At 39.3% G+C, this 12629-nt stretch carries 13 protein-coding genes; 5 read left to right on the forward strand and 8 right to left on the reverse strand.

The genetic code is table 11. The annotated features are described in order from the left end of the window. Positions 1-12 precede the first annotated feature (12 nt). A complete protein-coding gene (locus CWB78_RS09305) occupies positions 13-1248 on the forward strand; it encodes an ATP-binding protein (RefSeq protein WP_138595177.1) in 1236 nt (411 codons plus the stop codon). A gap of 107 nt (positions 1249-1355) precedes the next feature. Here the strand turns inward: CWB78_RS09305 and CWB78_RS09310 are convergent, their stop codons facing one another. Together CWB78_RS09310 and CWB78_RS09315 are read right to left on the reverse strand one after the other, a co-directional pair. Next, positions 1356-1577, reverse strand: a complete 222-nt coding sequence (locus CWB78_RS09310; RefSeq protein WP_010387988.1) for a DUF3820 family protein — start codon at positions 1575-1577, stop codon at positions 1356-1358. Positions 1578-1862: 285 nt separating this feature from the next. Continuing rightward, entirely contained in the window at positions 1863-3434 is a 1572-nt protein-coding gene (locus tag CWB78_RS09315; protein ID WP_109874882.1) for a cation:proton antiporter domain-containing protein, read from the reverse strand. 310 nt (positions 3435-3744) lie between these two features. Between CWB78_RS09315 and CWB78_RS09320 the strand changes: the two genes are divergently transcribed. Together CWB78_RS09320 and CWB78_RS09325 are read left to right on the forward strand one after the other, a co-directional pair. Continuing rightward, the gene (locus CWB78_RS09320; protein ID WP_109874306.1) at positions 3745-4488 is read left to right on the forward strand and encodes a sporulation protein; all 744 of its coding nucleotides are present in this window, start codon (positions 3745-3747) and stop codon (positions 4486-4488) included. A 51-nt stretch (positions 4489-4539) separates the two neighbouring features. Then, positions 4540-4983, forward strand: a complete 444-nt coding sequence (locus CWB78_RS09325) for a GNAT family N-acetyltransferase (RefSeq protein WP_010387991.1) — start codon at positions 4540-4542, stop codon at positions 4981-4983. A gap of 49 nt (positions 4984-5032) precedes the next feature. Here CWB78_RS09325 and CWB78_RS09330 read toward each other — a convergent pair whose 3' ends face one another. From CWB78_RS09330 to CWB78_RS09355, 6 genes are all read right to left on the reverse strand, one after another. After that, entirely contained in the window at positions 5033-6388 is a 1356-nt protein-coding gene (locus CWB78_RS09330) for a sodium-dependent transporter (RefSeq protein ID WP_138595179.1), read from the reverse strand. Between the two features lie 197 nt (positions 6389-6585). Then, positions 6586-7875, reverse strand: coding sequence for a sensor histidine kinase (locus CWB78_RS09335; RefSeq protein WP_138595181.1), 1290 nt, complete (start codon positions 7873-7875; stop codon positions 6586-6588). Between the two features lie 86 nt (positions 7876-7961). Beyond that, positions 7962-8666: a response regulator gene (locus CWB78_RS09340; RefSeq protein WP_010387994.1), complete on the reverse strand. Its 705-nt coding sequence runs from the start codon at positions 8664-8666 to the stop codon at positions 7962-7964. Positions 8667-8707: 41 nt separating this feature from the next. Continuing rightward, positions 8708-9094, reverse strand: coding sequence for a DUF3019 domain-containing protein (locus CWB78_RS09345; protein WP_054201685.1), 387 nt, complete (start codon positions 9092-9094; stop codon positions 8708-8710). Beyond that, positions 9084-9941, reverse strand: coding sequence for a MipA/OmpV family protein (locus CWB78_RS09350; RefSeq protein WP_054201684.1), 858 nt, complete (start codon positions 9939-9941; stop codon positions 9084-9086). Before CWB78_RS09350 ends, CWB78_RS09345 begins: the two co-directional genes overlap by 11 nt. A 93-nt stretch (positions 9942-10034) precedes the next feature. After that, a complete protein-coding gene (locus CWB78_RS09355; protein WP_010387998.1) occupies positions 10035-10844 on the reverse strand; it encodes a hypothetical protein in 810 nt (269 codons plus the stop codon). Between the two features lie 115 nt (positions 10845-10959). Between CWB78_RS09355 and CWB78_RS09360 the strand changes: the two genes are divergently transcribed. Next, positions 10960-12114, forward strand: a complete 1155-nt coding sequence (locus CWB78_RS09360; RefSeq protein WP_054201683.1) for a serine hydrolase domain-containing protein — start codon at positions 10960-10962, stop codon at positions 12112-12114. Further along, on the forward strand, positions 12111-12602 hold the full coding sequence (locus CWB78_RS09365; RefSeq protein WP_138595183.1) for a SixA phosphatase family protein: 492 nt from the start codon (positions 12111-12113) through the stop codon (positions 12600-12602). Before CWB78_RS09360 ends, CWB78_RS09365 begins: the two co-directional genes overlap by 4 nt. Positions 12603-12629 lie beyond the last annotated feature (27 nt).

Here is a 12629-nt window from a genome sequence, read left to right on the forward strand (position 1 = left end):
TAGGCTAGGTTAATGGGAAAGCTATTTATTAGCCTTTACGTGTATATTATTGCTTCTTTGTTTATTGCCAGTGGTGTTATAGAGCAGCTTTGGCCGTATGATGAATCTGAGCAACATGTTTTGTTAGATAATGAATTTGGGCAGTCGTTGTGGCTGCTTTCTCAAACGCCAGATGGTCTTGAGCAGCTAAAGCATAATTTTGATAGCCAAGTTATCGCCCAACAAGATTTGGTTCTCCCTCCTGAACAGCAAACACAATTGGCTCAAAATAATTACCTTTACTTGTACGATAAGCAGCAACGTATTGTTTGGTATGTCACTTTAAATAACTCTCAGTTATTACAAGTAGGTCCTGTAGGTGTTAAAGCTAAAAACACTGGGACCGTGATACCTTATTTATTAGTTTTATTTATTATTAGCTTACCGATAGGGTTATGGAGCTTATTGTTATGGCGAGATTTTGCCAAGCTCAGTCAAGCCTGTGAAGCGGTCGGTGGGGCGCAAGACTTTCAATTAAGCGACAGCTCTAAATCATTCTTTTTACCCATCACTGATACATTAAAAGTAATGCAGCAACGGATTGAGTTTTTACTGAGTGCTCAACAAGAACTGACCTCATCAGTGTCACATGAGTTCAGAACACCATTAGCCCGTTTGAAGTTTGCAATCGCAATGTTAGAGAATAAAGTTCAAGATGGCAAAGCACAGCACTATTTGTCTGATATGCAAATGGATATTCATGAGCTGGAATCCTTGGTATCAGAAATGTTGGAATACGCTCGTTTAGATACACAGCAACCAAGCTTGCAATTGGTTCCCTGTGATATCGTCGCATTAATTAAAGCTAATATCGAAAAAGTAACTTTTGATACACCTATTAAATTAACCACAACGTTACCGAGTCAATTTATAAACGTATGTGATAGTCATTTCATGTCGCGAGTGCTACAAAATTTAATTAGTAATGCACTGAAACATGCTACGCAAACTGTGCATATTAGTTTAACTGCCAACGCCGAAAAGTTATTTCTGGTGATTGAAGATGATGGCCCAGGTATTGCGGATGCTGAACGTGAGAAAGTGTTTAAACCTTTCACCCGTTTAGATAAAAGCCGTGATAAAAAAACCGGTGGGTTTGGATTAGGGCTAGCAATTGTAAATAAAATTATTAGCTGGCATAAAGGGCAGTGTAAGATTGAAGACTCACCATTGGGTGGGGTTAAGTTTATTATCACCCTCGACAACTAAATCCCAAACAATAAAAAAGCGCCATAAAGGCGCTTTTTTGCGGTTTAAAACCAAAAAATCAACAAGTAGCAAATAGATAGACAGACCCTTTATAGAAAAGTTCTATTTTATTTACTATTTTTTTCTAGTAATGGCATCAGCATTTGCTCTAAGCCATTAAGCTTCACTTCGTACATCATTGCGAGCTGAGAGCCAAGCTTGCTATCAGGAAAGCCTTGTTGTTTAAACCACACTAAATATGGCTCAGGCAGCAAAAGTAAAGGGCGTCCCGCATACTTGCCAAATGGCATAATGGTGTTAATCGCTACTTTTAGTTGTTGAGGATCCATTACTGACATCTTTTATAAATAATGGGGATAAGTGTAAGGGATTTTAAGGAAATAAAATAGGCTGTAACGGGCAAGTAACAGCCTATTGATAGAGGGAGTAGGCCCTCTAATTTGAGAATCTTATTGGTCACTTAAAAGCAAGGCGTCCGTTATTTGTCTTTTATAAAACACAAACTTAGGTATTAGCTTTATTCAACCAACACAGACATTTTACCTGATTTTTTCACCAATAAAATACTCAGATGTAAAGGAATGTAAATGCAATCTATTTGCATCTAAGCCCGATTACGGAAACAAGGTTTGCTTTACATGCTCTGCAAAACCGCTACCAGCCTCTAAATAAAAGTTATAAGTAGAATCTATTCCCATATCTTCTAATTCCTTTTGCTGATCGGGGTAGTTAGCAATCGCAGTTACTTGCCCTTTATAGCCTGATGCTTGTAATTGCTCTAAAGCAAAAATATTTTGCATATGCTTAGGCATAGTTAACATAACCATTTCCACATGAGAGTGATTAACGCGCTGCCAAAAATCAGGGTCGGTGGCATCGGCAATTAATACTCTGCGTCCACGTTTAATATGTTTATCGACCACCTCAGGTTTAATATCAATACCTGCAACTACATCAGGGTGAGTTGCGTTTATTGTTTCATAGGCACCAGTGCCAATTCTACCCATACCAAAGATCACTATTTTCGTATCATTTAAGTTTACAGGAAGCTCTTCTGCTAAGCGGGTCTTGCTTTCAAACTTCAATAAGAGGCGTTCAATTTTAACGTACAGCTCGTTAGAGCGTTTATTTAAAGGGGAGGCAATCACAAATGTAATTGATACGGCAATCGCGATAACCGCGAGCCATTCAGAGGTAACCATGCCGCTAGATGCAGCAACGGCACAAACAATTAAGCCAAACTCACTAAAGTTAGCCAAACTAAATGCGGTGAGCAAAGAGGTACGAGCTCGCAGTTTAAATAAGTTAGTTAGTATGTAGTAAAGCAGCGTTTTAATAGGGATAATTAATACTAAAATTAAAGCAACGACTAAAGAGTGGGCAGTAAGCTCTGCACTTAAACCAATACTTAAGAAAAAGCCAACCAGTAGTATGTCTTTTAGGCTAAGCAGTGATTTAGACAGCTCACCAGCTTTTTTGTGAGGAGCGAACATCATGCCAATGATCAATGCGCCTAAATCGCCTTTTAATCCTGCGAATTCAAAGGCATTGTACCCAGCTACTAATGCAAAGAAAAAGCCAAATAACGGCAGTAACTCACCGTGTTTAGAGCGGTTTAAAACCCAGTACATAATAGGGCGAAACAAAGGTAGCGCAACAATTAATCCTAAGGCCCAAATGTTCGGTACTTTACCTGTACTGACCGCTAAGAATATGACTGCAAATATATCTTGCATAACCAAAATACCAATGGCTATTTTACCGTGCAAACTTGCCATTTCCCCGCGTTCTTCAAGCACTTTTACAGCAAACACCGTACTGGAAAAGCTCAGAGCAAAGCCAACTAACAACGCACTTTGCCAGCTTAAATCAACAAATAATGGTAGCGCGAATACACCAAGCAGCAACATGAAGCCACTAAACAATGCGCTACTTAAAATAATATGTATGGTGGCAGGAGCCCACACTTGTGGTTTTATAAGGTTAGCAATTTTTAGTTTGAGGCCAATACTAAAAAGTAGCAGTGTGACCCCTAAAGAGGCAATCGTTTCGAGTAGCTCCGTGCTTTTGTAACCCGCTAAATTAAGAATAAATCCGGCCATAAGAAAGCCGATAAGCGGCGGTAACTTTAGCTGATATATACCAAAACCGCAGACGAAGGCGGTAGCAAAATAAATTAGTTCCATAGTTATTAGTATCACTGCACTTGGCATTGTAGTGTAGCGAAAAACAATGCTTATTGACAATTTATCTACTTATTTCCTACTGCTAATTGGCTGATAGTGAGTATTTAACACCTGATTGCTAAAACACCTTTATGTATGCATAAAAGCGGCTGTAAAGTACAAAAAACACACATAAATGGCTAGTTTTATGGTAAACAGCATGTAAATAGCAGTTTTTCGCTGACAAGCGCTTTTAAATGTGGTTAAGATGCCATAACGAAGGAGTTTAAGTGTAAGCAAACAAGTGTATTGCTTAGCTTAAGGAGAAAATATGTTTAAAAAGATTTTAGCATCGGTAGGCATTGGTGCCGCCAAGGTGGATACTATTTTAGAAACCGAGCATCTTCAGCCTGGCCAACTATTCAATGCACAAATTGTTATTAGTGCAGGTGATGTAAGTCAAGAAATTGCGGGTTTAGATTTAATGTTAGTTACTCGGGTTAAAGTAGCCAGTGAAGACGGTGATTACTTTACTAATCATGTTATTGATCAATGGCGCATAACTGACATTGGTACTGTTGAGCCTGGTGAAGTTAAAACTATCCCGTTTGAAGCCCGTTTGCATTCAGAAACACCAATTACTGAAATTAATGCCGGTTATAACCAGTCTTATGTGTGGTTAGAAACAGGGCTTGATATTGACCTTGCGCTTGATCCAACAGATAAAGACCATTTGCACATCTATCCGAATGAAGCAGTTAAAACCTGTATGCAAGCAATGGAGAAGCTAGGATTTAGTTTAGTCAAAGCAGATGTAGAGCAAGGCCATTTACGTGCATCTACTTTTCAATCTGTGTCTGGGTGTTATCAAGAGCTTGAATATCAACCAAATAGTCGCAGCTTATTTGGCATAAAGGAAATTGAACTGTCGTTTATTCCTGAAGCGCATAAAACGCATGTACTGATTGAGTTAGACAGAGCATTTAGAAGTGACGGCTATGTCGATTTAACTATCGAGCATGATCATGTTAACTTATCTCAGTTGTGTGATCAGTTAGAGCGATTATTTGCTTAATAAGATTATGGGGCCTTTTAGTAAGGCCCTGTAATAATAAAAGGTGTTTAAATGGCGTTTAAATGTGAGCCATTCTCTGCGCTCGACTCCCAGACCCTGTTTGCAATAATGCGTGAACGTGTTGACGTATTTGTTGTAGAACAAGCGTGTCCTTACCCCGAACTTGATGATGTGGATATTGCAGATGCTACTCGCCACTTGTATTCACTCAATAGGCAAACAGTAAATGCCTATGCTCGTTGTTATGAAAAAGATGCACATTATAGTGCGATAGGGCGCGTTTTAGTTGCTCAATCACAGCGCAGCTCTGGTTTAGGCAAAGAATTAGTTAGCCAGGCTATTGCCTGTTGTAGAACTCATTGGCCTACTCGTGATATTTATATAGGCGCACAAACCTACCTACTAAATTTTTATCGCTCATTTGGTTTTGAGTGTGTTGGGGAGGAGTACTTAGAAGATGGCATACCCCATCAAGATATGATTTTAAAGCAGTAGATAATTCTTAATAAATAAAGGCCCACATTAGTGGGCTTTTTTTGTTTTATTAGCTAAGTAAAGAATGTAAAAATACTAAGCTAATGGCGATAGGGCATACAAACTTAGTATACCAAGGCCATATTTTCCAAAATAAGGTGTTATGTACTTCAGGGTTACCTTGCTGGATTGCTTTGAGCAGTGATGACCTATACCAGATCCACCCTACAAAAATACAACACATAAGTCCTAATAAAGGTTGCGCGACTTTAGTTGTTAAGGTGATCACTAAACCAAATAACGTGCCTAAGTTGCACACTATGGTAATACTAACTATGGCAATTAAAGCACCTATTAACCATGTTGCTTGCACACGCTTCATTGCAAAGCGCTCTACAGTGTACGATACCGGCGCTTCAAGCATTGAAATTGACGAGGTTAGAGCGGCAATACTCATTAATGCAAAAAAAGCAAAGCCAACAAATAAACCCACACCACCCATGCCATCAAATAAGGCGGGTAAAACCTGAAATACTAAGGTGTCTTCTGAAAGTAGTTTACCTGTTGTTGACGAGAATATTTCAACACCTTGGGCTTGTGCAACATACATCGCGGGGATAATCAGTAAGCCTGCTACAAATGCGATGAATACATCAATAAGCGTAACATAAGCCCCCAAAGAGACGAGGTTTTCTTTTTTACTGATATATGAGCCATAGATAATCATTACACTGGTGCCCAGTGACAATGAAAAGAAGGCCTGTCCTAGTGCACTGACTAATAAGGTGGGATCAAAAATAGAAGAAAAGTCAGGGACTAGGTAAGCTTTTAATCCCTCAACAGCGCCTTCTTGAGTCATTACATAGGCAATTAAGGCAAACAAAATACCGAGCAAAGCAGGCATTAAACGTTTTGACCATTTTTCAATACCATTTTCAACACCGCGGCTGATAATAGCAACGGTTAAAATAATAAATACCACAGTAAAAAGAATGTTACGTGTAAGTGACTGTTCACTTAACCACGAAGATGCCGCATCTGCGCCTATGAGAGTAGTAACCGGCTCTAAAGTCGCACTTAACATCCAACCAGCAACAATCGCATAAAAGCTTAGTATAAAGCCAGCACATAAAATCCCGCCAAAGCCAACAGTAAAGGCAAACTGCTTTTGCCAAGGTTTAGTGGTTAATTTAGTTAGTGAAGAAACCGCATTAGCTTGTCCATGACGACCTATCATCAGCTCTGCCATTAAAGCAGGATAGGCTAAAAAGAAGGCTAGTACTAAGTACGCGACTAAAAAGGCAGCCCCGCCATTACTTGCTGTTTGTGTCGGGAAACCCCAAATATTACCAAGCCCAACAGCAGATCCTGCCGCAGCCATTATAAAACCAAAGCGGGAGCTAAACTCACCTCTTACTGCACTCATATTATTTTGCTTCTCTATTTTTTCGACGCCGTGACAATCTACTGGAATTGTAAAAAAATAAAAAGTGCTTATTTGACTTAGTCGCACAATTATTGCGTTTTATTTTCAGATATAAATAACACGTGCATTTTTTGATTATAAATAGCACGATTTCTTTAATTATATTGCGTTAGTTAGAGCGGATGATACTTGTTTGATTAATATCTAAACCGCGCAATCGTAAGTGTAAAGCAGGCCCCACCAAGGTGCTCACTTTTACTCACTTCTATTGAGCCATGATGCCAATCGGCTACTTTGGCAACGATAGCCAATCCTAACCCGTAACTGTTGTCACTGCGATTACGGTGGCTGCGTTCACGGAAGAACGGGCTAAATACTTTTTGATTGTTTTCTTGAGCTATACCTGGGCCATCATCGGCAATGCTGATGACTAGAGTGTGCTCTTGTAGCGAGGCGGTTACTTTAATGTGATGATGTGCAAAATCGCAGGCATTATTAATTAAGTTAGCGATCGCTCTTGCTAGCCAATGTAAGTCAGCAAAAATAGTATGATCATCACATTCTAAAGAAATATTAAGCGAACGTGCGGTTATTTTTGGTTCAAGCTGCAGCACAATATCACTTAGATATTGTTTAAGGTTTGCTGATGAGTAAGTAAGTTTATTGGCATTTTGTTCCAAAGTAGCAAATGCTAAGTAGCTTTTTAACATTGACTCCATATGATCCAAATCGGTTTCCATACGGGTTAGGTAATGCTTTATTTTGCTCTCATCATGGCTATCAAGTGCAGCGTCAACACCAAAGCGTAAGCATGCTATTGGGGTTCTTATATCATGGGACAGGCTTGAGGCCATCAGTTTATTTTCAGCAACTAACTTTTCAATTTGGCTTGCCATGCGGTTAAAGGTCAGTTCCACATCTTTAATATAGGTAAAGCGAGAGGGCTTAATTCGGGCTTTAACATTACCGGATGCGAACTGTTTTGCCGCATCATTTAATACTGTAAGACGTTTTGCTAAAGGGGTAATAATAAAACCCATAAAAACACATAAGCCTGTATAAAATAACAAAGTTAAAATTATGTCGTTTCGCTGTATGTTCTCATAAGGTTTATCTAAACGCATGGTTAAATGGTAAGGGCTTAATGCATCATTAGTGTAGAGCATGTAAAAGCCTTGCTCGTCCTCAAGTATTAACCCGCCTTGAGTTTGCATTTTATCTAATAGCGCTGATGGTAATGCTAGCGACTGATTTAATTTGTAGTTAAGAGTCAGGTTAAAATCTTTGGCTAACTTAGTTACCTGTTCTGGTCGTGCCTGTGGCTTTATAGCTGTGAGCTGTTTACTTAACCCGACAATAATCTGGCTTTGAACGCTAAACTCATCCAAAGGTGCATGTGCTTGTTGGCTAAATGCATCAATAAGCCAACCTAAAACAATAATTGAAAGCAGCGCACTGCCTAGTAGTGAAATATAAAACTTTTTCATTGATGCTATTCCATAATAGGCTGGGTGTATTGAAGTGACTTTTATTATTGTCGCGCTTATTATTTTAAGCGCTCAGGCATTAAAACTTACCACGCTGTAGTCACAAACAAATAACCACGCCCCCAAATAGTTTTTATTTTTTCTGGTTTTTGCGGATCATCATTAAACTTTTTACGCAAAGCAGAAATAAGTACATCAACGCTTCTATCTAGACCGTCATACTCCCTGCCTTTGGTTGCTTTAAACACCGCATCACGTGATACAACTTGTCCAGCGTTGCTGGCTAAGTAATGTAATAATAAATACTCTGCGCTTGAAATATTCACATCTTGCTGGTTGAGTGTAACGTTACGAGATTCGGTATTAATACTTAATTGACCAATATTGATCATGCTCTCTTGAGCATCAGTTTTAGGTATGTCGCTGCTGTAGCGTAAAGCCGACTTAATACGAGCAAGCAGTGCGCGAGGGCGAACAGGTTTTATAATGTAATCTGTGGCACCGACTTCAAGCCCAATGACCTCATCCATTTCTTCATCTCGTGCGGTGAGCATAATTATAGGAGCTTGATAAAAGCTACGTAACTCACGGCATACACTGATACCATCAAGTCCTGGTAACATAATATCGAGTAAAATAAGTTGTGGGTTTAAATGCTTTACTTGGCTTATAACTTCATCACCGCGATGACATACATGCACAATATAACCTTGCTCAGTTAAATACTCAGTTACCCATTGTGCAAGAGAGATATCATCTTCAACCAGTAGAATAGTACCGTAATTATCCATAAGCTTTCTTCGTATACCTGAATGATGTTTATAGTGTGTGGCTAAAATAACCGCCAACGCCGCTTTTTTTGTCTATTTTGATACACCCATTGTAGTTTAACTTCGCTTACAGCAATCACTTGTGATGTATTACTATCAAACAGCTCAAATGAAATGCTCTGGGTTGAATCAAAGGCGTAATTAAGTGAGCCTTGTCGCTGTTTAAGCCAGCACTGCATAATGTATTTTGAAGTCGCATCGCGTAAACAATAATTTCCTACCTCTGGTTGCTGCCACGATAAGACAACATCGGCATAACATTGACGCCCTTCACGTAAGGCTACACAGGTATCGGGAACGGCAGTAAGGTCACTGGGTGGTTGTGTAGTGGCTGCAAGCAAAGAGCCCGAATATGTAAACAACAAACAGTAAAAAAATCTAAAGTACATAACGCAGGCCTACCTTGGCTTTGTGTTGATATCCTTGGGAAATAATTGGGCTGTCTTCAATTTCTTTTGAAAACCATGTAGTTAGCCAGCCTGCTAAAAATACCCAATCTTGATTGATGGGATATTCAGCATGAAATTCAAACATAATACTGGTACTGGCATCGGTACTATAAATAGGGCGTGCTGCGTTTGCTTCATCGCTATCAATACCAAAGTAATAGTTTGTAAAATCAGCAGAGTAGGCATTCAAGCCAATACCGGAACGAAACTCCCAATTGCGCCAAGGTTGAATATGGCTGAAAAACACATTGGCAACCCAACCATTATGAGCACCGCTAATATCATGTAAATATTCAAATGAAATTTGTGAGTTTTCAAATCGACGTGTTAATCGAAGGCCGGTGTCAAAATCATAGTTACGCTTTTTTATACCACGCAGTGGATCAATTATTCCGTCGTTATAAAAGCCTAAACCTTGTTCATCAAAACCTGCTTGAATGTTGGTGCCTAATAAATCAAGACCCCAATCATATTTGTTAATTAAGCTATAGCCTAAAACAAGCCCACCGCTGAGCTGATTATGGTCAAAATCTAGATAAAAATTATCGTAAGAAACTGCAATACTCAAATCTAGTTCTGCACCAACATCATAGGAGTTCATGCCAACTAAATAAGAGTCTTCAATGTAATAACCTGCGCCAGCGCTCCAATCCCAGGCAAACCCAGTGGTGGGTTCCAAAGTGTTATCGGCATAGTAACGATTACTGGCGCTGCTTTGGGCACTAAAAATAGCGGCAACTAATAAGGCCGCACAACCAAAAGACTGTTTAAGAGAAGTATACGTCATCCTTGGAACCTTAATTAGAGTTTGCTAAAGAGGCTAGTATATTGTCAAACTCTTAGCTAAATCTGTAAAAAAATGTAGCGGTCGTCCTAACAACTACTGAACTTTAATTTTATCAATAAGAATACTGCTTAAGTAAAATTGCATCATAGGTGTGAGAGCACTTATTTCGGTGCGTGTGCATGGCCCATTTAATTTAGTTAAACGACTCAGTTTTGTAATGGTTTTATAAGCAGGGGCCGTTACTTCATTATTAAGCTCAGCTCGTTTAAGACGAGCCTGTTCGGTGTTGTGCTTGTGTATAAATGCAACAACTTCCAGCTCATTAGTGATCTTCTTTTCTTCGCTAAAGCTATAAACTAAAGGTTCACGATGAAAGCTTGCACTGTCAATTGATGATTTAGCAAACCACACCACATCGCCCGATGCTTTGTGAGTAAGTCGCATGCTAACTTGGGCCAATATATTGGCGCATTGTTGCGACGGAAATTGCTGCGCTACTTTTGAAAACAGTGAATATGGCTTTTCTGGTTGTGCTAGGGTGTACTTGGCGTCATCTATAAATTCCAGATCAACTTGATGAATCGCTAACGTGTAATCGCTATTCTCGCTAGTGGTCACCTTAAGCTGTTTATCAATTAAGGCTTGGCTTATTTGAGAGACCAAAGTGTCGGTAACACTTGCACGGTCTACGATTACTCTAACAGTTTGATTTTTTTTCACGTTGTGGGCAGGTAATTGTACCGACTTCACTTTTGGTGAAGCATGCTCAGTTTCATATTTTAACTGATAAGTTTGGCTCTTAAGCATAGGCTTTGCAGGCATTGCTAAAGGCTCTGCGGGTTGTTTAACGACAGCACAACCTGACGCTGATATTATAAAAAGTGATACAACTAAAAAACGCATAAATATTTTACATCCACTCAAAAGCCATTAATCGGACATATTGTACGTTAGTCCGAGTAAAAGTTCATGATATTATAACGGTTGATTATGACTAAAAAAGAAAAATTAGCTAAGAATGAAGTATTTTAACACCTTACCCTTTTACTTTTTTGCCGTGCTCCTTATCGGGACGCATTTACAGGCGAGCGCAAGCACAGATCCTGATTGGGAAGCATTTGTTAAAAGTTATGGACGCTATACAGAAAAAAAACTAAAAATAAAAAAAATCCCAGGAGGGGCGCTATCCATTGTCAACTCACAAGCACGTGACTACATCCATACTATGGGCAATACAAAGGTGCGCGGTGGGCAAAAAATTAACCCGCACACTCGATTTCGTTTAGCCTCCGTATCGAAAACATTTGCAGGGTCGTTAGCGGCTAAACTCGCAAATGAACAGCGGCTCAACCTTTATTTACCTGTTAGTTATTATTTACCGGATTTTAAGCAAACTGACTATAAAGATGATTTAAAAGTTTTTCATATTTTAAGCCATTCTAGTGGGCTAGTTCCTAACGCTTACGATAATTTAATCGAATCGCGGATGGGTTATAAGGACATTGTTGAAAAACTATTGAGTGTTAAACCCATTTGTGACCCTGGTGATTGCTATGGCTATCAAAATGTAATGTTTAGCTTAATAGACGACGTAATTTTAAAAAGTACCAACAAAACCTATACCCAGTGGCTTAATGAGGCGTTTTTTACTCCCCTAGAAATGAATGATGCTAGTTTGGGTTACGATGCCATGGTGCAGGATAATAACTATGCACACCCTCACGTGCGTGGCAAAAAACGTTGGTATAGCGCCCGCTTAAAAAAGAATTATTATAAAGTTGCACCCGCGGCAGGGGTAAACGCCAGTGCGTCAGATATGGCTATTTGGTTAAATGCGCAATTAGGGCAATATCCATCGGTATTATCCTTAGATGCATTGGCCACGCAAACACGCCCTTATACTCATACTAAAAAAGAACGCTACAGACGAGTATGGCGAGAGCACATGAACGAAGCCTACTATGGGCTAGGCTGGCGTGTGTATGACTATGATGATGAAACGCTTTATTATCACAGTGGTTGGGTGCAAGGCTACCGCAGTGACTTAGTGGTTTTTCCGCACTTAAATGTAGGCTTTAGTTTGATTTTAAATGCAGAAACTGGGCTCATTAATGAGCTTACTACTGAATTTATAGACCGTTTATTGGCATACAAACGAGGCAAAAAACAATGAGTGTATTGGTAAAATCAGCATGCATAGCATTACTATTAATGCTATGCAATCCTGCTTTTGCTGAGCCTGAACAGCTTTATTTGTTTCGCCATAGTGAAAAGCAAACAGGCAGTAATCCATTTTTAACAGAGCAAGGGCAAGCGCGTGCTGAGCATTTGGTTTCGCTAGTTAAAACCCATCCACACATTACGTTATACAGTAGTAATTATAACCGCACATTAAATACTGCAGCGCCTTTAGCTAGGTATTTTAATATTAAAGTTATTACTTATAATGCTGCCGATTTAACGACATTGAAAAATCAGTTGTTAGCACAAAGTGGTGTTGTGGTGGTTATAGGGCATAGTAACACCACGCCGCAATTAGCTTCGTTATTGAGTAACCAAACTATTGAGAATATGGATGAGGGGCAGTACGGGCACTATTACTCACTTAGTAGGCTTGAGCATGGCAGCTATAAAGCAAACTTGCGAATAATGGATTTTTAATCCATTTATAAAAAAAACCAGCCGCGG

The organism is Pseudoalteromonas sp. S1612 (genome assembly GCF_005887175.1).
Lineage (GTDB): Bacteria > Pseudomonadota > Gammaproteobacteria > Enterobacterales > Alteromonadaceae > Pseudoalteromonas > Pseudoalteromonas undina.

Excerpts from the sequence above, each read along its gene's own strand:
- CWB78_RS09305 (WP_138595177.1), top strand. The coding sequence starts at position 13 with ATGGGAAAGCTATTTATTAGCCTTTACGTGTATATTATTGCTTCTTTG.
- CWB78_RS09310 (WP_010387988.1), bottom strand. The coding sequence starts at position 1,577 with ATGGATCCTCAACAACTAAAAGTAGCGATTAACACCATTATGCCATTT.
- CWB78_RS09315 (WP_109874882.1), bottom strand. The coding sequence starts at position 3,434 with ATGGAACTAATTTATTTTGCTACCGCCTTCGTCTGCGGTTTTGGTATA.
- CWB78_RS09320 (WP_109874306.1), top strand. The coding sequence starts at position 3,745 with ATGTTTAAAAAGATTTTAGCATCGGTAGGCATTGGTGCCGCCAAGGTG.
- CWB78_RS09325 (WP_010387991.1), top strand. The coding sequence starts at position 4,540 with ATGGCGTTTAAATGTGAGCCATTCTCTGCGCTCGACTCCCAGACCCTG.
- CWB78_RS09330 (WP_138595179.1), bottom strand. The coding sequence starts at position 6,388 with ATGAGTGCAGTAAGAGGTGAGTTTAGCTCCCGCTTTGGTTTTATAATG.
- CWB78_RS09335 (WP_138595181.1), bottom strand. The coding sequence starts at position 7,875 with ATGAAAAAGTTTTATATTTCACTACTAGGCAGTGCGCTGCTTTCAATT.
- CWB78_RS09340 (WP_010387994.1), bottom strand. The coding sequence starts at position 8,666 with ATGGATAATTACGGTACTATTCTACTGGTTGAAGATGATATCTCTCTT.
- CWB78_RS09345 (WP_054201685.1), bottom strand. The coding sequence starts at position 9,094 with ATGTACTTTAGATTTTTTTACTGTTTGTTGTTTACATATTCGGGCTCT.
- CWB78_RS09350 (WP_054201684.1), bottom strand. The coding sequence starts at position 9,941 with ATGACGTATACTTCTCTTAAACAGTCTTTTGGTTGTGCGGCCTTATTA.
- CWB78_RS09355 (WP_010387998.1), bottom strand. The coding sequence starts at position 10,844 with ATGCGTTTTTTAGTTGTATCACTTTTTATAATATCAGCGTCAGGTTGT.
- CWB78_RS09360 (WP_054201683.1), top strand. The coding sequence starts at position 10,960 with ATGAAGTATTTTAACACCTTACCCTTTTACTTTTTTGCCGTGCTCCTT.
- CWB78_RS09365 (WP_138595183.1), top strand. The coding sequence starts at position 12,111 with ATGAGTGTATTGGTAAAATCAGCATGCATAGCATTACTATTAATGCTA.